We start from the raw sequence: 24,371 nt of genomic DNA, 5'->3' as shown, positions 1-24,371 counted from the left end.
GGGAAAGCGGTGGTCAAAAAAAAGGCCACCGCGAGGGTGGCCGTTTCATTATCAGCACCTTGCGTGAGCGGCGAAGCCCACGCAGGGTGTTTCTTCTTTCAGGCAGGGTTCTGCCGAAGCGTTAGCTGCAGCCCATGCTGGCACCACAGTTGTGGCACAGGTAACAGTTACCGTTGCGAACGGTGATGCTGCCGCAGTTATCGCAGGCCGGTGCATCGCTTTGGAAGCGAGCGAATTGATCGCTGCGCGAACCAGGCTTGTCGATGTCGTTCGCTCCGTCAGCCGAGATCTGCATCGAAACGCCAGCTCGTTCCAGAGCGTCGATGTTCACGGTGGGCAGATTGCCAACGGTGAATCTCGCTGCGGTGTCGTGGGTTTCGGTTGTTGGGCCGTTGCCGCCGAGCTTCATCTCTTCGCCGTCGCCGGATTCTTTCGAAGCAGCTTCGCTTGCGGGCGACTTCGTTTCGGTCGAAGTTCCGCTGTCGCTCTTCTCCGCCGCACCCGGTACTGTCGCTTCGCGGTATCCCGCCAGGAAGGTAATTCCCATCCAACGGAAGATGTAATCGACGATACTCTTGGCGATTCGAATGTCAGGGTTGCTGGTATGCCCCATCGGTTCGAAGCGGGTGTGAGTGAACTTGTTGACCAAGACCTCGATCGGAACGCCGTATTGCAGCGCGATCGAAGTCGAGGTGCCGAAGCTGTCCATCAGACCGCCGATCGTCGATCCCTCTTTCGCCATCGTGATGAAGACTTCGCCAGGGCGACCGTCGGGATACAGGCCGACGTTGATGTAGCCTTCGTGCCCCGCGATGTTGAACTTGTGGGTCAAGCTGTGGCGGGTATCTTCCAAGCGTTCGCGGCGTGGTCGATAGACAACCTTCTCGACAACCTTGACTTCCGCATCCGCCGCGGTCTTCTCACCGCTCTTGGTGTTCAGCGGTTGGCTCTGCTTCGAACCATCGCGATAGATCGCGATCGCTTTAAGGCCCAGTTCCCAACCCCAGAAATAAGCGTCGGCGATATCTTGAGGAGTCGAATCGGTCGGCATGTTGACCGTCTTGCTGATCGCACCCGACAGGAACGGTTGAGCGGCGGCCATCATCGTCACGTGAGCTTGCCAAGCGATGCTGCGCGTTCCACCGGCGGGCGTAAACGCACAATCGAAGACGGGCAGATGCTCGTCGGCAAGATGTGGTGCACCTTCGATCGTATCGTGTTCGTCGATGTAGGCGACGATTTCTTTGGCTTGCGTCGTGTCGTAACCGAGCGATTCCAGAGCACCTTCGACGCCGCGGTTGACGATCTTCAGCATTCCGCCGCCAGCCAGTTGCTTGTATTTGACAAGCGCGATATCGGGCTCGACGCCCGTGGTATCGCAGTCCATCAAGAAGCTGATCGTTCCGGTTGGTGCCAGCACGGTCGCTTGAGCGTTGCGGAATCCGTAGCGGTTGCCAAGTTCGATGACCTTGTCCCACAGGTTGCGAGCTGCATCCTTAAGGTATTCAGGGCCCTCGTCGTTGATGTCTTCGACGGCATCGCGGTGCATGCCCATCACCTTCAGCATCGGTTCGCGATTGTTGGCGAAGCCTTCAAACGGTCCGACAACACCCGCCATCTCGGCGCTTGTCAGGTTAGCCGATCCGTGCATCAGCGCGGTCAGGCTGCCGCACAATCCGCGAGCTCCGTCGGAATCGTAAGGCAGGCCGCTGGTCATCACCAACGAACCGAGGTTCGAATACCCCAGACCCAACGGGCGATAGTTGTGGCTGTTCAGCGCGATGTCGGCGGTTGGATAGCTGGCGTGATCGACAAGGATTTCTTGAGCGATGAAGAAGACGCGGCAGGCGGCGTGGAAACGATCGACGTCGAAGCTGCCGTCGGCGCGGCGGAACTTCATCAGATTGATCGACGCCAGGTTGCAAGCCGTGTCGTCCAGGAACATGTATTCCGAGCAAGGGTTGCTGGCGTTGATCCGGCCGCTGTTAGGGCAGGTGTGCCAGGTGTTGATCGTCGAGTCGTATTGAACGCCGGGATCGCCGCAGTGCCATGCGCATTCGGCCATCTTGTTCAACAGTTCGCGAGCGTCGTATTCCGGCGGCGTGCCGGTCGCTTTTTCGCTGATCCATTGCGTTTGCCAACGCTTGCCGTCGCGGACCGCTTTCATGTAATCATCGGTCACGCGGACCGACAGGTTCGCGTTTTGGAACATCACCGACGAATAGGCTTCGCCGTTGAAGTTGCTGTCGTAACCTTGTTGGATCAGCGCGTGAGCCTTTCGCTCTTCGCTCCACTTGCACTCGATGAATTCCAAGATATCGGGATGCCATACCTTTAAGGACTGCATCTTCGCAGCGCGACGGGTCTTGCCGCCGCTCTTAACAACCGCCGCGATCTGATCGTAGACACGCATGAACGACAGCGGGCCCGATGGGTTGCCGCCGCCCGACAGGTTCTCTCGCTCGCTGCGGATGCTCGATAGGTCGGTGCCGGTGCCGCTGCCAAACTTGAACAACATCGCCTCGCTTGTCGCAAGACGCATGATGTCTTCCATGTTGTCTTCAACCTTCTGGATGAAGCAAGCCGAGCCCTGAGGAAATTCGTAGGGGTTCTCGGGTTGGTCGACGCGGCCTTGTGTCTTGTCGTAGTGCCAGTTGCACTTCGCGCCGGTCACGCCGTACTGGTCGTATAGACCGACATTAAACCAAACTGGGCTGTTGAAAGCACCGTGTTGGTGCAGGCACAACCAAGTCAGATCGCGATAGAAATTTTCACCATCTTCGGCGGTGTCGAAGTAACCGTCGGCCAATCCCCAGTCGGAGATCGTGCGGGTGACGCGGTGGATCAATTGGCGAACGCTGGTTTCGCGTTCGGCCTTCTTGGGGTCGCCATAGAAGTACTTGCTGACGACGACGTTGGTCGCCAGTTGGCTCCACTTCGCGGGGACTTCGCAGGCGTGTTGCTCGAACAAAGCGGTGCCCGTTTCGTCTTTGATCGCCGCGCTACGGAGCACCCACTCGCTGGTGTCGAACGGGCTGTCGACATCGGTTGGGCAGAACTCCGAATCAATTTTCAGTCCAACGACGCTACTGCGTCCAGCGGAGGAAAACTTGGCGCGGGCGTGATCGATACCATGTTGCAGGTCATTTTGGGGACATGTCGGCGCAATTGCCATAAGTCAGAAACTCCCTTGTTTTCATCCGTGTGACTCACTCCAAGCACCTTGCGATGCACGCTTCCCAGCGTCTGGCGTGAGTCCGTTATGTAGAAATAGTCGTAAAGCTGTCGATCAATCTTCGTGCCTGCCAGAGCGTGCTCGCTGCGTGTATGATCTCATATCCACGTCAGTCGTAAGAATCGCTAGCAATCGCAGGACACTACCTGTAGTGGCTTTCGGTTGTGATTGGCACTACATGTTGATCTCCACTTATCCTACCGTTCGGCTGTTCGCTGTCAACGAACACCACAAAGTACGGAAAATGCAGGAAACTGCTTTGCTAGCGGCGATAGCAAAGCCAAGATCAGTCGCCCGGTTTGTCGCCGTTGAGCAACGTAAATTCAGGCTGCTTTAAGATTTAGAGAATTACAACGAAACCGATATTAGACACCTGAAAAAACTGCTTAGATTTCGTGAAATATTGAAATTCCTGCGACCGCAACTGACGCCTAGTCAAACTTTGACGTTAGCGAAGCCTTGTTGCGGCAATCGTTGACCGGTTGCAGTTTTGCGAAAGCGAGCGGAACGGCGCGCGTCGGAAGGCTTGGGACGCAAAGAGTTCGTCATTTGGCAGCGACCGAGTCAAACGCTGCATGCCCGAATCGAGCGGTGGTCGAGTGCCGCGTCGGGGGCTGAAGATTTCTCCGCGGCGCGCAAGCCACAGCCGCCGCGTCGCGATGGAAAGAGACCCGTTTTCTGAGGGGGGCGTCGGCGCCGTTTGGGACCAGCGTTTAGCGAGACTCTGTGAGCGCCAGTAGGTCGCGGCCGCCATCGGTAATGGGGCCTAGTGGCAACGGTAAGCCTGGGGCAGCGGCGGGGAAACGGGTCGCCGCCGCGTCGCGCAGCGCATCGAGCTTCTGCTGACAGCGAGGGCAATCCAACGCGTGTTGGTGCATCTGCCCCGCCAACGTCGCATCGACTTGGTTCTCGGCATAGGCGTGGATGTGGCGAGCGAATTCAGCGCACGACAGGCCGCCGTGCGGCTGGTGGGCCGGTTGGTCGCGGCGGGTGAAACTGAGTCCGACGACAAACAACAACGCCACCGCAGCGACTGGCACTGCGATCCGCTTGGTCGCTGCGATCCGCCGGCCGCGGCGTTGTCGATCGGCCAAACGTTGCAAGGTCCCCGGCTCGCAAGGCTGCCAGTCGTCCGAAGAGGTTTGCGGTCGGTTCACGGAAGGTTTTCCTTCGAAATGAAATTTCTATCTCACACCGTCGCGGCTTCACCTACGGCAGCGATGAATATTATTAATGCAGCGTCGTCGCAGGGGCGACGGTTTGCAGGAATGCCGACATCTCGGTCGGTTCGACAAAACCATCGCGGCGTCCGAGCACTTGGCCGTCGGCCGACAGAACGATGACTGTCGGGAAGGCCGTCACGTTCAACTGCTGTGCGATCGCATGATTGCGTTGTCCGTTGACTTTCAATTTGACAAAGCGTTCCTTTACCAGATCGCCTACCGACGGGTCCATCCAGGTTGCTTGGTCCAATTTCTTGCAGAAGAAACAGCTCTCCGACGTGACGTAGACCAACAACGGTTTACGCGACGCGCTCCATTTCTGCTGTGCTTGGCGGACCGAATTGATCCAGCGGATTTCGCCACTCGCTTCGCTTTGGGCTAGCATCAGGCTGCATCCAATCACGGCTCCAATCAACACACTGCCAATTTGCGGTTTACGCATTTCCACCACTCCTCGATTCTTTCGATGTGTTTGATGCGACAACTTGGTTCCCTTCGATCGCGATCTGTGCGACTCGATAACCAAATCATCGTTTGTTCACGGATTCAGTTCGGTGAACTACGACACACTGTGGGTGGAAATTGCCGAATAGCAAGCTTTTGCCCGCCAAGTTAGCGGAAAGTCGTCCAGTCCTTTTGGTGTAAACGCTGCTGTGGCACGAAGCGAGCTTTGTAATTCAGGTGCGAATTGCTGGCGACGTACATCCCCAAATAGACCCAGCGGCGGTCGGATTGCATCGCCAGTTCGAAGTTCTTCAGGATCGAATAAGTCCCTGGGCTGTAGCGGCTGAACTGCGGATCGAAGAAGCAGTAGACCAGCGACAGGCTGTCGCGGCCGAAGTCGGTCGTTGCGATCGCGACCAATTGATCGTCTTTCCAGAAGCTGATCTCTTTGGTGTCGCAGACGGTTTCGACAAGGAAACCCGAATACTCTTGCGCGTCGAGTTCCCGCTCGGACAGCCCCAATTGGCGGGCGTTGCGATGTTGATTGAACAGCTCCACTCGCGCCGCGTCGACTGTCGGCGGGGCGATGCGAACCTGCAGATCGCGGTTGCCGCGGTTCAAGATCCGCCGAAACGATTGCGACCAGCGGAAGTCTTGCATGTCGACCCGCGTCGATTCGCAAGCCTGACATCGTTCGCATTTCGTGCGATACAAAAACGGCCCGCTGCGGCGATACCCTTCGGCCAGACAGCGGTCGTGCATCTCGGGCGTCATCGTTCCCATCGGCCACTGCAGCGGCATCCGCGCCTCGCGGCCGGGGATATAAGGGCATGGCTGAGGTTCGTCGTGAACGACGATCAATGGATTGCTCGATTCGCTTTGAGCTCGTGCGGGCTGGAACATCGCGGACGCCATGCGGGCATTAAAAAGAGACCAGTTCCAGTGTACTGGATTCTGCGTTTGGGCTCACGCGGATTGTTGGTTTTGCACGCGGCAAATCGCGGTCTGAGTCGGGGGATTATCGGTAATCCGGCGCGTCAGCGAGACGCCGAGAGAATCCCTCGCTGCCGCGTCGGGTTGCCAATGCCTCTGACACGCCGGTTTGAAACCGTGATTTGCCCTCCGCTATTGCGGACGCCCGCCGCGATCAAGTCCCCTCCAGCTCTTCCCACCGCGCGTAGGTATCGGCCAGCTTCTGTTCCAGGTCTTTCAGCTTCCGTTGCTCCTCGGCGATCCGCTCTCCCGGCCCCTGATAAAAGCTGGGGTCGGCGATCGTCTGATGGATCTCGGCGATTTGACCTTCCAAGGTCTCGATCTTTGCTGGCAAGCCGTCGAGTTCGCGCTGTTGCTTGTAGCTCAGCCGCTTCTTCGCCGGTTCGGGATCGGCTTTCGCCTTCCCCTTCGATTTCGATTTGCTGCCGCCAGCCGAACTGCTCTCGGTCGTCGCCGTTGGCAGCGGCCCGCGTTGAGCCAGCCAATCGTCGTATCCGCCGACGTATTCCTTCACGCCATCGGGTTCGTAGACGATCGTGCTGGTGACGACATTGTTCAAGAACGCCCGGTCGTGGCTGACCAACAGCAGCGTGCCGTCGTATCCGACCAACTTGTCTTCGAGCATCTCCAGCGTCTCCGCATCGAGATCGTTTGTCGGTTCATCCAACACGATCACGTTGGCCGGGTTGGCGAACAGCCGCGCCAACAGGACGCGATTGCGTTCGCCGCCGGACAGGAATTTCACCTGCGTGCGGGCCCGTTCGGGGCTGAACAAAAAGTCCTGCAGGTAGCCGATGATATGTTTCTCGCGACCGTTGATCACGATCTGCGTGTGCCCCAGACCAACGTTCTCCTGAATCGTTTCCTCTTCGTCCAATTGATCCCGCAGTTGGTCGAAGTAGGCGATCTGTAGATTGGTTCCCGTCCGAACTGTTCCCGATTGAGGTTCCAGTTGTCCCAGCAGGATCTTCAGCATCGTCGTCTTGCCGACGCCGTTGGGGCCGATGATTCCGATCTTGTCGCCACGCATGATGCTTGTCGAGAAGTTCTTCAAGATCGGGCGATCGGGATATTCGAAGCTGACATCTTTGACTTCGGTCACCAGGTTGCCGCTCCGCTCGGCGGCTTGCACCTGCATCTGCACGGTGCCGGTCGCGCCGCGGCGCTGCGATCGCGTTTCACGCAGCTTTTCCAACGCTCGCACGCGTCCTTCGTTGCGGGTCCGCCGAGCCTTGATTCCCTGGCGAATCCAGACTTCCTCTTGAGCCAGTTTTTTGTCGAACAGCGCGTCCTGTTTCTCTTGCGCCGCCAAGGCCTCTTCTTTACGCCGCAGGAACGTGTCGTAATCGCACGACCAATCGAACAACTGGCCGCGATCGATCTCCAGGATCCGCGTCGCCACTTTCCGCAAAAACATCCGATCGTGCGTTACGAAGATCAGCGTCCCGGGCCATTTGGCGAGAAAGCCTTCCAACCAACCGATCGCTTCGATGTCCAAGTGGTTTGTCGGTTCGTCCAACAGCAGCAACTGAGGCTTCGAAACGATCGCTTGAGCCAACAGGACGCGGCGCTTCATTCCCGACGACAGCGTTTCGAACAACGCCTCGCCATCCAGCTCCATCCGCGACAGGGTCTGTTCGACCAGGTGCTCCGCCTCCCAGGCGTTCTCCTGCAGATGGAACTCTTCGCCGAGTCCCTTCGCGGTTACTTCGGCGACGGTTTCGCTGGTTCCCGAGGGGACATCTTGCTGCAGGTACGCGACCCGCGTGCCCGGCGAAAGGATGATCGATCCGTGGTCGGGGAGGACTCCGCCGCGGAGCATCTTCAGCAGCGTCGACTTCCCCGCGCCATTGCGTCCCAGCAGACCGATCCGCCCGCCGGCTTCGATCTGGCAATTGACGTCGTCCAGCAGACTGGGGCCGCGAAATCCGATGGTGATGTTTTGCAGTGAAATAAGAGCCATGAAGAACCTAGTGAATAACGGACGTTTGCGTCGACGTGACGCCCTCAAGATTAGCCGATGGAACGTTTTTCGCCGACCCGCCCTCCTGCCCCCTGTGCCGCGGCGGCAGATCGGCCGCTGAACTTGAACGAATTTGTCAACTTTCCCAGGGTTGGCTTGACCGTGATGGCGATTCTCTGGTAATCGACAATCTATTGCTGAGTAAATCTCTGCGCCAACAGCTAGCAAACGCCCGCCGATGAAACCGATTTCCACCTCCCTGCGACTCTCAACGACCTGCGTGCCGATGGCATGTTGCGTGGCGTTGCTGCTGTTTCTCGGTGGATGTCGCAGCGCGGCTCACAACGATGTTTACGTCGATAAGCTTGCGGCCGAGGTGCGGTTCCTCGAGGACCAGCTGTACCAGATCGATTACGAAAACAAAGTCCTGCGAGAAAAGTTGCAGCGTGCGAAGCGAGCCGAAGCGCGTTCGAAGCCGACGCCGCCGAAGAGCTTGATCCGTCGGCCCAAGCCATCGGATCGGTCGACCAGCGATGCCGTTGGTTCGAGCCGGCCGAGCGACCGCGACGACGCGGCGACGAAGAAGCGTGACGACGACGTCCAGGATACGCTTGGTCCGATCAAGACGCCGCGCGTCGACTTGGGGCAGCCCAACGTGACGCCGCCGGATCGCAATCGCCCCGGCAACGACGACGTTCCCGATATCCAATTGCCCGATATTATTCCAGGCGATCTCAGGCCGCCTTCGGATTCGATGCTGATTCCACCGGAGATCGATCCGGGGCAGATCTTGCCTCCGGGCGATGCCAGCAACCCCGCGCCGCCGCGTCCCGGTCAGGTGATCCTGCCCGCGTCGGTGACCGAAGAATTGGAACCGGAATCGCAGGTCGAATTGGCTGTGGCGGAGAGTCCTGTCGACGAGACGCCTCGAGAGCTTGCCGCGTTGGTGATCGATCCGATCTATTCGCGCGGCCACGACTTCAGCGCCGATGGCGAACAGACGGGAGTCTACTTGGTCGTCAAAGGCTTGGATGCCGAGGGGCGCGAGCTGAAAGTCGACGCTCCGATACAGGTGGCGATCATGGATCCCAAACGCAGCGGTTCTCAGGCTCGGCTCGGCCGCTGGGACTTCGATTTGGAAAAGGTCCGCGAGGCCTGGCGAACGACAGCTGCCACCGATGGCGTGCACCTGCCGATCAAATGGGATGTGAAGTATCCCTTGGGCGATACCGTCGATGTCTATTGCCGCGTCCAAACGGAAGCTGGCGATCTGATCACCGCCGAATGGACGATCGATCTCACACGGCATCGCTCCCGCGCCGAACTCTGGACGCCGCGCGGCGACGAAGCGTCGCCGCAAGAAGAGGATCGCTAGTGGTTTGTCAAACTTTGATTTGAGGACTGATGGTAGTGAACGAGGTCACGAGTCCCCATAATTTCTGGCGCGGAAGGACTCGTGACCTCGTCCACTACCATGAATTTTAGTTTTGACGCTGCATTGGGGCGTTTTTCTATCGCCAAGGCCAGAGCCAATTAAACTGCCGATTCGCCGTAGAAGCAGAGGTAGACCGTCGGTTCGGGGACGATCAACTGGAACTTCACGTTGGCACCGACGCGGAAATCGGTTCCCGCCGGAAACGACTTGAAGCTTTCGGCGCCGGGCAGTTTGACTTGCAATTCGCCCGAAACGACTTTCATCCACTCGTTTTCCGAAGTGCCGAACTCGTATTCTCCCGCCGCCATTACGCCCGCGGTCGCCCGGCCTTCGCTGTTTTCAAAAGCGATCGACGTGACGTTGCCGTCGAAATATTCATTTACCTTCATCGCAAGCTTCTCATCTATATAATAGGTAGCGTGTCACAAAAAACGGTTCGGGACTGCCGCTGGCAGCCGCCGGGCGTTGGAAGGTTTGGGCAGCCCAACACCAGACCCTCGCCGAATTGCACGTTTTAGCAAAACCGTGGCGGTTCAGCAGTGGGGCGATCGGCGGCAGCCAGCGTTCGGGTGCGTCGTTGTAGATGGAAGCGTTTGCACCCTGAATTGCCTCCATGGGTGCTACAAACTGGCATTGGCAAGTATACTTCGGCCAGACGTATCGTTCTTTTCGCAGTGTTAAGCAGTGTTTCGATTTGCGGTATCACACCGGTACGCGCTTGCGACCGGTTCCCTTGGACATCGCCGTGCTACCGCGTGCCGGCGAACTCGCCAAAGCACAAACACTCAATTGCCCTGGTCCTTTTCGTTCATTCGCAGTGATGGAAAACTCCATGAGAGTCGGCCTGTTTGTTCCCTGCTACATCGACCAAATGTATCCCGATGTTGCGGTCGCGACCCTGGAACTGCTCGAAGGGGCGGGTTTGAAGGTCGAGTTCCCCGCCGCCCAAACCTGCTGTGGCCAACCGATGGCCAACACCGGATGCAACGATGCGGCGCGGCCGCTGGCGGCGAGGTTCTTGGATCTGTTCGATCCCTTCGATTACATCGTCTGTCCCTCGGGCAGCTGCACGTCGATGGTTCGCAATCACTTCAGCGACCTCGTCGGCAACGATCCGCGGCTGGCATCGATCCAGTCGCGAACCTTTGAGTTGTGCGAATTTTTGCACGATGTCCATCCGGTCGATTTCAGCGGCAACCGGTTTCCATTCCGCGTCGGTTTGCACCAATCGTGCCACGGTCTGCGCGAACTGCGACTCGGCGGCGACAGCGAACAGATGATCGAACGCCCCGACAAAGTCCGTTCGCTGTTGGCTCAGGTTCAGGGATTGAGCTTCGTCGAATTGCAACGCGTCGACGAATGTTGTGGCTTCGGCGGAACGTTTGCGGTTAATGAACGAGCCGTCTCGGTGGCGATGGGCGAAGACCGCGTGCAGGATCATCTGGAGGCGGGAGCCGAGGTGATGGTCGCATCGGATATGTCCTGCCTGATGCATCTGTGGGGCCTGATCAGTCGTCAAGGTTCTCCGCTGGCTGTGATGCACGTCGCGCAAGTCCTCGCCGGGCGATCCCCTTCGGTCTCGGTTAAAAACTCGATCAAACCGAAAGCTGGCAACGTGTTGTAACACGCTCTGCGACGAGCGATCCGCGTTACCGACGACAGCATCCCGATCCAACTTCCATTTTTGAAAACCCTGGAATCCACCATGGCTACGGTTTCCGAGCATCCTGAAAAAGCAGCGGCTTATATCGCCGATCGCTCTCGTTCGCGCTGGCACGACGGGGCGCTGTGGTTTGTCCGCAGCAAGCGCGATCGGATGGCTCATTCGCTGCCCGAGTGGGAGCGGCTGCGGAGTACGGCTTCGCAGATCAAAGCTCACACGATCGCCAATCTCCCCGAGATCTTGCAGCAGTTCGAAGCGAACGCCAAGGCGCGCGGCGTGCATGTCCACTGGGCCGCCGACGCGCAAGAGCACAACGAGATCGTGCTGGAGATCATTCGCAAACAGAACGCGACCCGCGTCGTCAAAAGCAAGTCGATGCTGACCGAAGAGTGCCATTTGAATCCGCACTTGGAGGTCAACGGGATCGAGGTGATCGATACCGATCTGGGCGAACGGATCGTGCAGATGCGCGGCGAACGCCCCAGCCACATCGTCCTGCCGGCGATCCATATTAAGAAGGAAGAGGTCGGCGAGACGTTCGCTAAATATTTGGGGACCGAACCGGGGGCGAGCGATCCGCAGTACCTGACCGAAGCGGCTCGCCAGCATCTGCGCAGCAAGTTCTTGGAAGCCGAAGTTGGCATCACCGGCGTCAATTTTGCGATCGCCGAAACCGGCGGCTTTGTCGTCTGCACCAACGAAGGGAACGCCGATCTGGGCGCTTCGCTGCCGCGCGTCCACATCGCCTGCATGGGAATCGAAAAACTGATCCCACGGCTGGTCGATCTCAGCGTCTTCGTGCGGCTGTTGGCCCGTTCGGCGACCGGGCAACCGATCACCACCTACACCTCTCACTTCCACGGTCCGCGGCCTGGCTGCGAACTGCATATCGTGCTGGTCGACAACGGCCGCAGCCGGATCCGCGACAGCGATGAATTCCGATCGGCGCTCGGATGTATCCGCTGCGGCGCGTGCATGAACACCTGCCCCGTTTTTCGTCGCAGCGGCGGGCACAGCTACGACGCGGTCGTGCCGGGCCCGATCGGTTCGGTTCTGTCGCCGGCCGCCGATACGAAACAGCATCGCAGTCTGCCGTATGCGTGCAGTTTGTGTGGGTCCTGCACCGATGTTTGTCCCGTCAAAATTCCGCTGCACCATCAACTGCTCACCTGGCGTCAACAGATCGCATCCCAGGGACTGTTGCCGGTCAGCAAGACCGCGGCGATGCGAGCTGGCAGCATGTTGTTCCAGCATCCGCGAATCTACGCTTTGGCCGGAGCGCTTGGCCGCCGCGCGTTGCGTTGGTTGCCGAAGAGTTGGATCTACAATCGCGCCAACCCGTGGGGACTGGATCGCGATCTCCCCGAGCCGCCGGTGGAGAGTTTCCGTTCGTGGTGGCAGACCAATCGCCAAGGGACTTCGGTCGACGAGGGGATGAAATCAAAGGAAGCGAAAAATGGGAAGTAAAGCACGCGACAGCCGACAAGCGATCCTCGACCGATTGCGCAGCCGCGAGGTGACGCCAGTCGAATTGCCCGCGATCTTTGGCGACGATTCGATCAGCCAAGTTGCGATCGGCTTCGACGATCCGCCGACGCAGTTCGCTGGAACTGTTGAAGCGGTCGGAGGATTGTGTCTGCAGGTTGGTTCGATGCAGGAGGCGCTGAACAAGCTGGAACAGGACGAGGTCTACCGCGACGCGGCACGCCGTTGTTCGCTGGTCGGCGACGAGATCCCCGGCAACGTCAACTTGCAAGAGATCGAAGACCCGCACGATTTGAGCAGTCTCGATTTCCTGATCGCTCGAGCCGAGTTTGGCGTCGCCGAAAACGGGGCGATGTGGATCACCGACCGCGACATCCGGCATCGCGCTTCGCTGTTCATCACTCAGCACTTGGCGCTGGTCGTATCGCGGCATTCGATCATCAGCAACATGCACCAAGCGTACGAACGGATCGGCCAACCCGAGACACCCTTTGGCGTCTTCATCGCCGGCCCATCGAAGACCGCCGACATCGAACAGTCGCTGGTCCTAGGCGCCCACGGCTGCCGAACACTCACCGTCTTCTTAGTCGACGAGCCAGCCTAACCCGCGCTGGAGTCAAGGCTTCAGCCGACCGAGCGCATCTCTCGACGCTGCATACCAACGCGCGGGGCGTTGCCCACGCGGTTAAACGAAACCCAACGATCACGCCATCGTTTAACCGCGTGCCCAACGGGCCGCGCTGGAGTCAAGGCTTCAGCCGACCGAGCGCACCCAACCGCCCGGTTCGCGGCGGCGTTTGAAGCCATCGAGTTCACAGAGTCACGGTTTCGTCGGGCCTTCTTCAGCAACACGATTTGAGTACAGCACAACGGTTTGGGATGCGGCAAGGCGGCGGTCTCAACAAGCCCTGCCGTCAGCTCAAGCCATGCACTGTCCGGGAAGGAACCAAAGTTGACACCGCTCCCCGATGTGATAAAACGATCCCGGTCACAACGGTGGTGGTCGGCAAGTTGCGAGTGAAGCGTGTTCTGCTGGTGAGGCGATCAGTCGCTGACGTATAAACGATCTGTAAGCACGCCACCTGTTATCGCACGATCGTTTTGCTGAGAAACATGCTCATGTCACTCCTCAATAATTTTGCGAGGTAATATGCAACCAATCACCTTCGCTAAAGCTATTGCCGCGACTGATCACTTTTCCAAACGACACCTCTTGCTGGGCAACGGCTTTAGTATTGCCTGTCGCCCAGACATCTTTGTCTATGGCAAGCTGTTCACACAGGCGGACTTTGCGCTAGTTTCGCAATCGGCACGTGATGCGTTTGACTCGCTTTCAACTTCTGACTTCGAAAAAGTTATTCGTGCACTCAACGATACAGCAGCAGTCGCAGATGTATACGGGATCGGGCCTGATGCTGCTGTTCAAATGCGTGAGGATGCGAATGCGCTTAAGGAACTACTAGTCCAAACCATTGCGAAGAGTCACCCAGAACGGCCATCCGATCTTTCAGCATCAGAATACCAAGCATGCCAGCAGTTCTTAAGCCATTTCACGACCATATACACTTTCAACTACGACCTGCTGCTTTATTGGGCGCAAATGCATCATGAAAATCCAGACAGCGTAAATTCTGACGACGGATTTCGGACGTCACAGGACGACATCGACTTTGACACGGAATCAGGCTACGTGATTTGGGAACCCGGACAGTCACATGGCCAGAACACCTGGTTCCTGCATGGTGCATTGCACGTTTTTGATTCTGGATTAGAAATTCAAAAATACACTTGGCGTCGTACAGGCGTACGTTTGATCGAGCAAACTCGCAAGGCACTCCACAACGATTTCTTTCCACTCTTTGTCGCAGAAGGTACTTCTGATGAAAAACTTCTGCGGATTAGGCATAGTGATTACCTCGCTAAGGCATACCGTAGTTTTCAGTCCATTCAAAAATGCTTGTTCATATACGGGCATTCTCTAGCTGCGAACGATGAACATTACCTCAAGCTGATTGAGCGTGGTAAACTTGAGCAAGTTTACGTAGGAATCTACGGTGATCCTGACTCTGCTACAAACAAACAGATCGTACGTAGAGCGAATCTGCTCCGGGATAACCGTCAGGGCAAGAGAACTCTGAAGGTCGATTTTTTTGATGCCGCGAGTGCCAATGTTTGGGGCCCCTAGTCCACGACATAACAATGGATTGAACACGGAGCTGCGGGCCGCGCGCTGGAGTCGAGGCTTCAACCGACCGAGCGCACCCAACCGCCCGGTTCGCCGCGGCGTTTGAAGCCACAGAGGCCACCGAGTTCACAGAGTCGCGGGCTCGTTGACATCGTCATCGGACGAGCCCGATGGACGAAGCTCGACAGATCTATCTGCCACCGGTGTGAGTCACCCGTGTAGGACAGCCAGGTTCATTGGCGAGGAGATGGCATCATTCTGCCCCAATCATTCTGCCAACCAAGCAGGCCTGGGGCTTGCGCCGCCAGGCTATATGCGACCGCCGCTCCGCGGCTGGTGGGAGAGCCCCGAATGCGAGGACATTGGAAAGTTCTGTTGTCGAAGTCGGCTATTCCTGGTCGGGCCAAAATCGAGACAGTCTTCATTTTCGAGGGAAGTCGCTACCCACCGCCCCGCACAGAAAGCCATCGGGTTGTGCCAACCCGATAACATGCTCTGTCCCCAATGCTCTTCTGCTCTGTCCCCAATGCTCTTCTTTATTGACAGCGAGATTGTTGCTGACGCCCGCTGATGGATATGCCGTATCCGTGGTGCATAGCTGTCGTTGCCGAAGCTTGCGACGCGCTGCCTTGAACGCTATTCTGGGCTAGGGAGGACCTTGCAGATGACAGTACGAACACTGATTGACGGACTTTCTGGGGAGGAGCGTCGAGAGGCATTCGAAGTGCTGTGGCAGGCTTTGCTCGGCGAAGATTTACTAGAAGTACCAGCCTGGCACGGCGAGGTTCTGTCGCAGCGACTAACGAATCCGTCGACGGGGCCTTCACTGCCGCTCGACGACGCCATCGAAGAAGTCAGGCGGAGGCTCGATGGACGTCCACCTTCGACCTGAAGCGGTTGATGACATCTATCGCGCGGCGCAGTTTCTCAACAACAAAAGTGACGGTTGGGGCGATCATTTTGTCGCTCGGATTCAGGAAGATCTTGTTGGTTTGAGAACTACCGCCGGAAGCCACGGAACGCGTTTTGGGTTAGGCTGTGCGTTCAGCCGTAAGTTTCCCTTCGCGATATATTACCGGGCAGAGGGTGGCACCGCTGTCGTCTATGCGATCCTTAGTTGCCGGCAGAGCACTGGCGTTCAACGATCAATCATTCGCGGCCGCTCAGGGCCAGGAAACGACTAGCTGTTGCGGAAACCGACGTAGCGGCGGTTGGGCTTCAAACCGAGACAGTCTTCAGCCGACCTAGCGCATCTCTCGAAGTTGCATCCCGACACGCGGGGCGTTGGCTACGCGGTTAAACAAAACCCGACGATCGCGTCATCGTTTAACCGCGTGCCCATCGGGCCGCGCTGGAGTGAAGGCTTCAGCCGACCGAGCGCACCCAACCGCCCGGTTCGCCGCGGCGTTTGAAGCCACAGAGGCCACCGAGTTCACAGAGTCGCGGGCTCGTTGACATCGTCATCGGACGAGCCCGATGGACGAAGCTCGACAGATCTATCTGCCAACGGTGTGAGTCACCCGTGTTGGGCAGGGATGGCATCATTCTGCCCCGATCATTCTGCCAATCAAGCAGGCCTGGGGCCTTGCGCCGCCAGGCTATATGCGATCGCCGCTCCGCAGCTGGTAGGAGTGTGATTGGTGGTGGGCGTGATTGGATGGTTTGTGTCGTGTGTTTTGCGGGGGCCTGGGGCTTGCGCCGCCAGGCTTTATGCGATCGCCGCTCTGCGGCTGGTGGGAGTGTGATTTTGTGGTGGGCGTGATTGGATGGTTTGTGTCGTGTGTTTTGCGGGGGCCTGGGGCTTGCGCGCCAGGCTTTATGCGATCGCCGCTCTGCGGCTGGTGGGAGCGTTGGGGAGGCAATTCTTGAAATCTGCGTCGTGAAGGCGAGATGTTTCCCCTCAAATTGCGTATCATTGGATGCGTGACTGTGACCGCCGGTTCGCTCGGCGGTAGACCAGGGATAGGTTTCCTCAAACGGAAGGGTTGCTCGTCGTGCTTCGCTCGCTCGTTGCTACTGTATTGGTCGTTGCTTCAATCGCCTCTCCACTCTCCGCTGCCGATTCGTTGGCTGGGCATCTAGGGACGCAGCTGTCTCAGATCGATGCCGACGATTTTCGTGGCCGGCGTTGGCAACTCGAAGACTTTGACCAGCCGCAACTGTTAGTCGTCGCGTTCCTGGGGACGCAGTGTCCGCTGGCAAAACTGTATGCGACGCGGTTGGTCGAGCTCGAAAAAGAATACGCTTCCCGCGGTGTCGGCTTTGTCGCGGTGATGAGCAACACGCAGGATTCGATCGCTGAGATCGCCGCCTTTGCTCGCGATCACAAGTTGACGTTTCCCGTGCTCAAAGACGCCGGGAATCGGATCGCCGATCGACTGGCTGCCGAGCGGACGCCGGAAGTCTTCCTGTTGGACCGCGAGCGAAAGGTCATCTATTGGGGACGCGTCGACGACCAATACGGGATCGGTTACGCCCGCGATTTCCCTCGCAGCTTCGATCTCAAAAATGCGATCGACGATCGACTGGCCGATCGGCCGATCAAGACGCCGGTGACGCGATCGATTGGATGTATCATCGGCCGTCAAAAGAAAGCCGACAGCGATTCGAAGGTCACTTTTGGCAATCAGGTTTCGCGGATCCTGCAGAAGCACTGCGTCGAGTGCCATCGCGAGGGAGAGATCGCGCCGTTTGCGTTGACCGATTACGATGAGGTCTCCGGCTGGGCCGACATGATCGCTGAAACCGTTCGCGGCGGACGGATGCCTCCATGGCACGCCGATCCCGCGCACGGTTCGTTTGCAAACGATCGCTCGATGTCCGACGAGGACAAACAGACGCTGTACGATTGGGCCGACGCGGGGGCTCCGGCGGGCGATCTGGCGAATCTTCCCGAGCCGATTCAATACACTCCCGGCTGGCTGCTGCCCAAAGAGCCCGACATGGTCGTGAACGTCAGCCCCGAGCCTTTCGAGGTTCCAGCCGATGGGGCTGTGAAGTATCAATATTTCCGAGTCGATCCAGGTTTCACCGAAGACAAATGGCTGCGTTATGCCGAACTACAGCCCGGCAATCGCGAAGTGGTCCATCACATCTTGGCTTTCGCTCGCGACAAAGACGGGACGAAGCGGCTCAATGCAGAGCGAGGCTACTTGGTCGGATATGTTCCCGGCACACGGATCGAACCGATTCCCAAGGGCTGGGCTAAAAAGATTCCCGCCGGCAGCGAGCTGATATTCCAGGTCCACTACACGCCGATCGGGTCGCCGCAGATCGATCACAGCCGACTGGGGATGATCTTTGCCGACGATGCAGAGGTGACTCACGAGATCGTCACCACCAGCGCGGTGCAGCCTCGTTTGAACATTCCGCCCGGCGACGATAACTACACCGTCACGGCGGTCCAACGCGATCTGCCCGACAGCCAACTGCTGGGCTTCAGTCCCCACATGCATCTGCGCGGCAAGGCGTTCCGTTACGAATTGATCGACCCCAGCGGGGATCGCAGCACGTTGTTGGACATTCCCGCGTACGACTTCAATTGGCAGACGTTTTATCTGTTCGACAATCCGATGTCGATCGACGCGGGATCGCAGATGTTGTGCACCGCCGCGTTTGATAACAGTTCCAAGAACCTGAATAATCCCGATCCGACAGCAACAGTTCGCTGGGGCGATCAGACTTGGGACGAGATGATGATCGGGTACTTCCATTACGCGGTGCCGCGTGGCGAAGTGAAGCTGGACGCGGCGACGATGCGCCAGCGGGCGGCCGATGAGGTGCGTCGAAACACCCGCTTGCGAGTCTTCGAGCGGATCGATATCGATGGCGATGGCAAGATCACTCGCAAGCAAACGCCCGCTCAATTGCATGCAACCTTCGATCGCTTGGATCGCAATAGTGATAGCATTCTGACGCGTGCCGAGGTCGAAACGGGCGACTGAGCACGCTAGCATTCGCCCTCCTATTTTGACTGACTGGCGCCAATTCGGGTTCGGCACCGGATTGGCAACGTCGCCGCTGCGATTGGGGCTCAACGAGTGCAGCGGTCGGGCCGATTATCTATAGAAGTAAAGGCGTATCGGCGTTTCCGATTTTCGCGGAATTCGCTATTCTTCGCCCAATATTTAGATTCTCAAGGCCTCAAGTGTGATTGCCGGATGCCGACACGGCTGACCCGATATATCCTCTGGGAAATCACGAAGGTGTTCCTGGTTGCGATTGTTTCGCTAACGGTGCTGATCTTATTGATCGTCGTCGCCCGCGAATTATTGCGCCAAGGGCTCGGGCCGGCTGCCTTGTTGCAGCTGTTGCCGTTGTTCCTGCCGCTGAGTCTGCAGTTTGCGTTGCCGACGACGGCGCTGTTTGCGGTGAGTGCCGTCTATGGCCGGATCGCGGCCGACGGAGAGATCGCGACGATCAAAGCCGCCGGGATTTCGCCACTAACGATCATGAAGCCCGCTTTTATTTTCGGGCTGATCCTCAGTCCGATCGCGGTGGGGCTGAACGATCTGGCTGTCTCCTGGGGCAAGCCGGGCGTCAAACATGTGCTGCTGCATTCACTCGAAGAGATCGTTTATCGACGACTCCAAGCCCAGCGTTCCTACAGTTCGGACAAGGGGTTCTCGATCCACGTCCAAGACGTCAAGGACCACCGACTGTTGTGGCCGACGGTCACGCTGCACAATTCGGGCAGCGAGTTGCCGATCACCGTCACAGCCAGCGAAGGAAGCTTGCATTTAAATGCCGAGCGGGAGACGTTGATGCTGCGGTTGGTCGACAGCCGAATCGAGGGGGGCGGAGCTTTCCGCAGCCACTTCCCCGGCGAGATCGTGCCGGAGATTCCACTGAACAAAGCCTTCGCCAAAGGTGATCCAAGCAGTTCGCGACCGGCGGATCTGCCGTTGTATCTGATTGGTCCCGAGGCGATCCGCAGCGAGAAAGCGATGTCGATCGACCGGCAACGGTTGGCGGCTCAGACAGGTTTCGCGTTAGCCAACGGGCGATGGAGCGATATCGTCGGATCGCCGGGGGCACAGCTGCGTGGAGCGATCGGTGGCGGCGCCCATCGGTTGACTCGATTGCACGTCGAACCCTGGCGACGCTGGTCGTTCGGATTCTCTTGTTTCTTCTTCGTGCTGGTCGGTGCACCGTTGGCGATCATGGCCAAGACCGCCGATTATTGGACCAGCTTTGGAATGGTCTTCCTGCCGATCCTGCTGTTCTATTTTCCGATCTTCATCGTCGGCCAGGACTATGCCAAAAACGGAGAATTGCCACCCTACAGTGTGTGGATGGCAAACTCCGTCGTGGCGATTGTCGCTGTCTTTATGATCAAACGCGTTTGGCGTTATTGATCTTCAAGCAGCTTACAGTGGCAAGATGCTGATCTCTTTGAATTCGACCGGATCGTTGTGTCCAGCGAATCCGAAGTGACCTTTGCTGAGTTCGCGACCTGGGTGTGGCGTATCGGCCATGAATTCGGTCACCTTGCTGACGTCGGTCTCCAAGATCTTGTTGCCGTTGAGTTCGACAGTGATCGTCGGTCCTTTGACTGTCACTTCTTGGAAGTTCCATTGGCCGACGTCGCGAAGGAAGCCGCGAGCTGCCGCTGCCATGCCGTAAGCCGAACCGTGATATTGCCGCGCGTCGAGCTTGGCATACTTTTCAGCTGTGTTGTCCAGAACCTGCAGTTCGGTCATTCCCGAATAAGCTGGGTTGCCTTCGCCGGGGTAACGAATCGCCAAGCCGTTGTTGCCGCCTGGAGGCAGACGGAACATCACGCGGACCTTGAAGTCGCCGTAGGTCTTGTCGGTGAACAGGGTTCCGCCATGCTTTGGCTTGCAGCGGATCATGCCGTCGACGACTTCGTAGTTGTCGACTGCACCCTTCCAACCGTTCAGCGTTTTGCCATCGAATACCGATTCGAAGCCTTCGTTTCCATGAGACGCCAGGATCTGATTCGCTTCGTCGGCACCGATCTCGCGGATCGCAACGTCGCGCCACAGGATCTCTCCGCCGTGGGTTTGCAGTTGGATTGGGCCGCTGCGGAATAGCGGTTGGCTGCGGTCCCAGTAGTTTTCCATCAATGCGTTGTCGACGACCAATTGATCGTTCAGGTAGACGGTCGTGCGTTGACCGACTTGGATCACGCGAACCGAGTTCCATTCGCCGAACGGCTTGTCGGCTTTGACCAGTGGGTCTTTGCCGGGAGCGCCGGCGGAGTTGTTCCAGAGGGCGCCGGAGCCGAGGTTGGCACCCAGTTTGAATTTGCTTTCGTCGGTCGTGTCCCAGATCTGAACCTGCGGTGTGCCGCGCAGATAGATCCCGCTGTCCGCTTTGGCAACGGTGCGGTATTCCAGCTTCAGTTCGTAATCGGTGTATTCTTTGTCGGTCGTCAGGTACGGGCCGTGGCCGTCGTTGATCAGCACGCCGTCTTTGTTCGACCAGTGGGCTTCGGTCTCTTGCTTCCATTGAGCAAGCTTTTCCGCGTCGACGTCAGCATATTTGCGGGGGTCCAAATGGGGACGCCCGTGCCAGCCTTCGAGTCCCGATTCGGGGACCAAAGAGGTGAACTTCGATGTGGTATCTTGTGCGTTGGCGAAGGTGCAAACCAACGCCAAAAGGGGAACGATAAAAGCAGAACGCTGCATGTGCGAGGCACTCCAGATTGAAATAGAGGTGGGTTAGATTGACGGGGATCGCCATTGTAACCTGAGCATCCCAGGTAAGCTACGGTTTCTGGCGCCCCACATTCCCGAAACCCCCGCCGTTGGGTTCAATGAGAAGATGCAGCGTCCGATTACCTACCGCCAAGCCTTGATTTTTGTTGCGATCATTCCCATCGCGGCTCAATTGGTCGGTAGCGCGTTCAATATTTTTTACAACGTCGCCCACGTCCGCCCTCTAATCTCCGACGCTCAGCAGGCGGTGCTGCTGCGTTCGATCATGTGGGTCAATTGCCTTGTCTATCCGGCGGCGACGATTGCTTGGGGGAGCGTCGTCTGGCGTTTTCAATCGATACTGAGTCAGCGGGAGCGTGCCCTACCGATCCCCCCCGACCGACTTGAATCGATTCAACGCCTGGCGATCAATCTTCCCTGGTGGATGATTTTGATCGGCAGCCTGGCTTGGCTGTCTTGTATTCCGATGATCGTCATCCCGCTGAACCTCGCCGACAGCGGGCTCGACTCTCGAGTCCCGATCCTGTTGACGGTTTCGATCATCGTGTCGGCGATGATCGCGTTGACGCACGCCTTCTTTGCGTTGGAACTTGCTCTTCATAAGTGTCTGTTTCCGCTGTTGTTTGAAAAGAACCAGCCGTCGTCGATCCGGGGCGCGTATCCATTGACTCTCCGCGGTCGCGGGATCGCTTGGAGTCTGTCGGCGGTCTTCTGTCCGATCGTTTCGATCCTGCTGTTGTTCTACGTACCGCAGCCCGAGGCGCAGCGGGGGCTGGCGTTTCCGATCGCCGTCGGATGTATCGCGATGCTGTTCGGGCTCGTATCGGCGTGGCTGGTCGGTCGCTTGTACGGAACGCCGATCCGCGAGCTGAAGAAAGCCGCTCAAGCGGTTGGCCGCGGCCAGCTGGATACCGACATCCGGCTGTTGCGAGCCGATGAGTTTGGGCCGTTGATCGAAGAGTTCAACCACATGACACGGGGCCTACGAGAGAAGGAATCGCTGCGGCGGATGTTTGGTCTGCACGTCGGTCGCCAAGCGGCCGAACAGATCCTAGCCAGCGTGCCGGGGCTGGGCGGTGTGGAGCGAGAGGTCACGGTGATGTTTGTCGATATCCGCGGCTTCACCTCCAGCAGCGAAGGACGCGAGCCAACCGAAGTCGTTGCGGTGCTGAACGAGTTCCTGACGGCGATGGTCGAGGTCGTCGAGACGCAACATCACGGGATGGTCAACAAATATCTGGGCGATGGTTTTATGGCTCTGTTTGGCGTCGGCGACGATCGACCGCAACACGCCGACGATGCTGTCGATGCCGGGGTGAGCATGATCGATCGATTGGCGGAACTGAACGCGACGTTTGATTCGCGGCAGATGCCGCCGCTGCGGATCGGTATCGGGATCCATACGGGAACCGCGCTGGTCGGAAGTATCGGATCGAACCAACGGCTGGAATTCACGGCGATCGGGGATGCGGTGAACATCGCTTCGCGAATCGAATCTCTGACCAAAACCGTCGGCGCCACGATGCTGTTGACCGCGGCAACGCACAGGCGACTGAAGCGCACTCACGATCTGCAGCCTCACGCTCCGCAACCGGTCAAGGGAATCCGAGATCCGATCGTCACCTATGGTCTCCGCGAATCAGCCGCCACGCATTAGCGGCTTGTCGGTTTACTCACAACGAGCTTCCTTGCATTAGCCGTTTGGGCGTTAGCCCCGGTTTCGTGGCAGCGGAACCGGGGCTAACGTTTAAACCGACGAGCCGTTAGCGTCCGGTTCTCCCGACAACGGGCTGCTGACGCGTGGCGGCTGATAGCTCAAATGAAACCGTGATTTGGCCCCGGGGCGGCGCGGCGACGACTGGTTGGACAGCGTGGGATTGTGACCTAAGCTTTAGCGTCCAGCGATTTGTCTCGAGTGCGGCGACGTCTGTTTTTCGAGCCACGATGGGGCCGGATGATCGCTGCGATCGCAAATCACGACACAACACCAACTTCCTATTTAACTTGGGCAGGATCGATACGGATGCGAATTCTAGTGACCGGCGGTGCAGGCTATATCGGCAGCCACACCTGCGTGGAATTATTGCAGGCGGGGCACGAACTGGTCGTCGTCGACGACTTGAGCAACAGCAAACGCGAGTCGCTGCGCCGCGTCCAACAACTGGCTGGCAAGACGCTGGATTTCCACGAACTGAGCCTGTTGGATCGCGATGCGTTAACCCGCGTCTTGGCCGCTGCCGATTTTGATGCCGTGATCCACTTTGCAGCCTTTAAGGCGGTTGGTGAATCGGTCGCCAAACCGTTGGAGTATTACCAGAACAACGTCACCGGCACGATCAACCTGATGGATGCGATGCGCTCCTGCGGTTGCAAGAACCTCGTCTACAGTTCGTCCTGCACCGTTTATGGCGAACCGCAGCAACGCCCTGTGACCGAGGACCATCCGGTCGCTCAAGCGGAGAGCCCGTACGGTTGGACCAAGCTGATGACCGAGCAGATCATGCGCGACGTCTATGTCAGCGACCCCAGTTGGAACTTCGCTCTGCTGCGTTACTTCAATCCCGTCGGAGCCCATCCCAGCGGCGACATCGGCGAAGATCCCAATGGCATTCCTAACAATCTGATGCCATTCATCACGCAAGTTGCGTTGGGCAAACACGAGAAATTAAATGTCTTCGGCGGCGATTACGACACGCCCGATGGAACCTGCATCCGCGATTACATCCATGTCGTCGACCTCGCCCTGGCGCACGTCAAAGCTGTCGAGAAGGTCGGCACCGACGAGGGGATCTTCACGTACAATCTGGGAACGGGAACCGGGTCGAGCGTGTTGCAGGTGATCGCTGCGTTCCGCGAAGCAACCGGGATCGATCTGCCTTACGAAATCGTCGACCGTCGCGCCGGCGACGTGATCGTCGCGTATGCCGATCCGTCGCGTGCCGAGCGAGAACTGGGCTGGAAGGCGACGCGGAATCTATTGGACATGTGTCGCGATGGATGGAACTGGCAACACAAAAATCCCGAAGGGATGGTCGAAGCGGTCTAATGCTTCGGCCGGCCGC

17 protein-coding genes are annotated in these 24,371 nt (G+C 58.1%); 10 read left to right on the top strand and 7 right to left on the bottom strand.

What is annotated here, in order from left to right; all coding sequences use genetic code 11:
• Window positions 1-121: 121 nt before the first annotated feature.
• The 5 genes from CA51_RS20715 to CA51_RS20695 all read right to left on the bottom strand — a co-directional run bounded on the left by CA51_RS20715 (window position 122) and on the right by CA51_RS20695 (window position 7,858).
• Entirely contained in the window at window positions 122-3,175 is a 3,054-nt protein-coding gene (locus CA51_RS20715; protein WP_145123081.1) for a vitamin B12-dependent ribonucleotide reductase, read from the bottom strand.
• A gap of 773 nt (window positions 3,176-3,948) precedes the next feature.
• Window positions 3,949-4,392 carry an anti-sigma factor gene (locus CA51_RS20710; protein WP_145123080.1) on the bottom strand — a complete coding sequence of 148 codons (444 nt, stop codon included), beginning with the start codon at window positions 4,390-4,392 and terminating at the stop codon, window positions 3,949-3,951.
• Between the two features lie 73 nt (window positions 4,393-4,465).
• Window positions 4,466-4,900: a thioredoxin family protein gene (locus tag CA51_RS20705; protein WP_145123079.1), complete on the bottom strand. Its 435-nt coding sequence runs from the start codon at window positions 4,898-4,900 to the stop codon at window positions 4,466-4,468.
• 170 nt (window positions 4,901-5,070) lie between these two features.
• Window positions 5,071-5,805 carry an arginyltransferase gene (locus CA51_RS20700; protein ID WP_145123078.1) on the bottom strand — a complete coding sequence of 245 codons (735 nt, stop codon included), beginning with the start codon at window positions 5,803-5,805 and terminating at the stop codon, window positions 5,071-5,073.
• Window positions 5,806-6,049: 244 nt separating this feature from the next.
• Window positions 6,050-7,858 carry an ATP-binding cassette domain-containing protein gene (locus tag CA51_RS20695; RefSeq protein WP_145123077.1) on the bottom strand — a complete coding sequence of 603 codons (1,809 nt, stop codon included), beginning with the start codon at window positions 7,856-7,858 and terminating at the stop codon, window positions 6,050-6,052.
• 238 nt (window positions 7,859-8,096) lie between these two features.
• Here CA51_RS20695 and CA51_RS20690 point away from each other — a divergent pair, with 238 nt between their 5' ends.
• Entirely contained in the window at window positions 8,097-9,233 is a 1,137-nt protein-coding gene (locus CA51_RS20690; RefSeq protein WP_145123076.1) for a hypothetical protein, read from the top strand.
• Window positions 9,234-9,391: 158 nt separating this feature from the next.
• Here CA51_RS20690 and ppnP read toward each other — a convergent pair whose 3' ends face one another.
• The gene (gene ppnP, locus CA51_RS20685) at window positions 9,392-9,682 is read right to left on the bottom strand and encodes a pyrimidine/purine nucleoside phosphorylase (RefSeq protein WP_145123075.1); all 291 of its coding nucleotides are present in this window, start codon (window positions 9,680-9,682) and stop codon (window positions 9,392-9,394) included.
• A gap of 443 nt (window positions 9,683-10,125) precedes the next feature.
• Between ppnP and CA51_RS20680 the strand changes: the two genes are divergently transcribed.
• The 7 genes from CA51_RS20680 to CA51_RS20650 all read left to right on the top strand — a co-directional run bounded on the left by CA51_RS20680 (window position 10,126) and on the right by CA51_RS20650 (window position 19,983).
• Window positions 10,126-10,917, top strand: coding sequence for a (Fe-S)-binding protein (locus tag CA51_RS20680; protein WP_145123074.1), 792 nt, complete (start codon window positions 10,126-10,128; stop codon window positions 10,915-10,917).
• 81 nt (window positions 10,918-10,998) lie between these two features.
• A complete protein-coding gene (locus CA51_RS20675) occupies window positions 10,999-12,423 on the top strand; it encodes a lactate utilization protein B (protein ID WP_145123073.1) in 1,425 nt (474 codons plus the stop codon).
• Window positions 12,413-13,045 carry a LutC/YkgG family protein gene (locus tag CA51_RS20670; RefSeq protein ID WP_145123072.1) on the top strand — a complete coding sequence of 211 codons (633 nt, stop codon included), beginning with the start codon at window positions 12,413-12,415 and terminating at the stop codon, window positions 13,043-13,045. The genes CA51_RS20675 and CA51_RS20670 overlap by 11 nt, the downstream gene beginning before the upstream one ends.
• 546 nt (window positions 13,046-13,591) lie before the next feature.
• Window positions 13,592-14,626, top strand: coding sequence for a DUF4917 family protein (locus CA51_RS20665; protein WP_145123071.1), 1,035 nt, complete (start codon window positions 13,592-13,594; stop codon window positions 14,624-14,626).
• Window positions 14,627-15,290: 664 nt separating this feature from the next.
• Window positions 15,291-15,518 carry a hypothetical protein gene (locus CA51_RS20660; protein ID WP_145123070.1) on the top strand — a complete coding sequence of 76 codons (228 nt, stop codon included), beginning with the start codon at window positions 15,291-15,293 and terminating at the stop codon, window positions 15,516-15,518.
• Window positions 15,519-16,620: 1,102 nt separating this feature from the next.
• Window positions 16,621-18,570 (top strand): redoxin domain-containing protein, encoded by a 1,950-nt coding sequence (locus tag CA51_RS20655; RefSeq protein ID WP_231745810.1) that lies wholly within the window; start codon window positions 16,621-16,623, stop codon window positions 18,568-18,570.
• Between the two features lie 216 nt (window positions 18,571-18,786).
• Entirely contained in the window at window positions 18,787-19,983 is a 1,197-nt protein-coding gene (locus CA51_RS20650) for an LptF/LptG family permease (protein ID WP_145123069.1), read from the top strand.
• Between the two features lie 12 nt (window positions 19,984-19,995).
• Here CA51_RS20650 and CA51_RS20645 read toward each other — a convergent pair whose 3' ends face one another.
• The gene (locus CA51_RS20645) at window positions 19,996-21,279 is read right to left on the bottom strand and encodes a 3-keto-disaccharide hydrolase (protein ID WP_145123068.1); all 1,284 of its coding nucleotides are present in this window, start codon (window positions 21,277-21,279) and stop codon (window positions 19,996-19,998) included.
• Between the two features lie 136 nt (window positions 21,280-21,415).
• On the opposite strand from CA51_RS20645, the gene CA51_RS20640 reads away from it, so the two are divergent.
• Together CA51_RS20640 and galE are read left to right on the top strand one after the other, a co-directional pair.
• Window positions 21,416-22,966 (top strand): adenylate/guanylate cyclase domain-containing protein, encoded by a 1,551-nt coding sequence (locus tag CA51_RS20640; RefSeq protein WP_145123067.1) that lies wholly within the window; start codon window positions 21,416-21,418, stop codon window positions 22,964-22,966.
• A gap of 366 nt (window positions 22,967-23,332) precedes the next feature.
• Window positions 23,333-24,355: a UDP-glucose 4-epimerase GalE gene (gene galE / locus CA51_RS20635; RefSeq protein ID WP_145123066.1), complete on the top strand. Its 1,023-nt coding sequence runs from the start codon at window positions 23,333-23,335 to the stop codon at window positions 24,353-24,355.
• Window positions 24,356-24,371: the final 16 nt, after the last annotated feature.

Origin of the sequence: Rosistilla oblonga, from assembly GCF_007751715.1 — a bacterium.
GTDB classification, from domain to species: domain Bacteria; phylum Planctomycetota; class Planctomycetia; order Pirellulales; family Pirellulaceae; genus Rosistilla; species Rosistilla oblonga.
This window is presented reverse-complemented; position numbering and strand designations above follow the sequence as displayed.

Excerpts from the sequence above, each read along its gene's own strand:
- CA51_RS20645 (WP_145123068.1), bottom strand. The coding sequence starts at position 21,279 with ATGCAGCGTTCTGCTTTTATCGTTCCCCTTTTGGCGTTGGTTTGCACC.
- CA51_RS20675 (WP_145123073.1), top strand. The coding sequence starts at position 10,999 with ATGGCTACGGTTTCCGAGCATCCTGAAAAAGCAGCGGCTTATATCGCC.
- CA51_RS20690 (WP_145123076.1), top strand. The coding sequence starts at position 8,097 with ATGAAACCGATTTCCACCTCCCTGCGACTCTCAACGACCTGCGTGCCG.
- CA51_RS20680 (WP_145123074.1), top strand. The coding sequence starts at position 10,126 with ATGAGAGTCGGCCTGTTTGTTCCCTGCTACATCGACCAAATGTATCCC.
- CA51_RS20695 (WP_145123077.1), bottom strand. The coding sequence starts at position 7,858 with ATGGCTCTTATTTCACTGCAAAACATCACCATCGGATTTCGCGGCCCC.
- CA51_RS20640 (WP_145123067.1), top strand. The coding sequence starts at position 21,416 with ATGCAGCGTCCGATTACCTACCGCCAAGCCTTGATTTTTGTTGCGATC.
- CA51_RS20700 (WP_145123078.1), bottom strand. The coding sequence starts at position 5,805 with ATGTTCCAGCCCGCACGAGCTCAAAGCGAATCGAGCAATCCATTGATC.
- CA51_RS20650 (WP_145123069.1), top strand. The coding sequence starts at position 18,787 with ATGCCGACACGGCTGACCCGATATATCCTCTGGGAAATCACGAAGGTG.
- CA51_RS20670 (WP_145123072.1), top strand. The coding sequence starts at position 12,413 with ATGGGAAGTAAAGCACGCGACAGCCGACAAGCGATCCTCGACCGATTG.
- ppnP (WP_145123075.1), bottom strand. The coding sequence starts at position 9,682 with ATGAAGGTAAATGAATATTTCGACGGCAACGTCACGTCGATCGCTTTT.
- CA51_RS20715 (WP_145123081.1), bottom strand. The coding sequence starts at position 3,175 with ATGGCAATTGCGCCGACATGTCCCCAAAATGACCTGCAACATGGTATC.
- CA51_RS20665 (WP_145123071.1), top strand. The coding sequence starts at position 13,592 with ATGCAACCAATCACCTTCGCTAAAGCTATTGCCGCGACTGATCACTTT.
- CA51_RS20660 (WP_145123070.1), top strand. The coding sequence starts at position 15,291 with ATGACAGTACGAACACTGATTGACGGACTTTCTGGGGAGGAGCGTCGA.
- CA51_RS20705 (WP_145123079.1), bottom strand. The coding sequence starts at position 4,900 with ATGCGTAAACCGCAAATTGGCAGTGTGTTGATTGGAGCCGTGATTGGA.
- galE (WP_145123066.1), top strand. The coding sequence starts at position 23,333 with ATGCGAATTCTAGTGACCGGCGGTGCAGGCTATATCGGCAGCCACACC.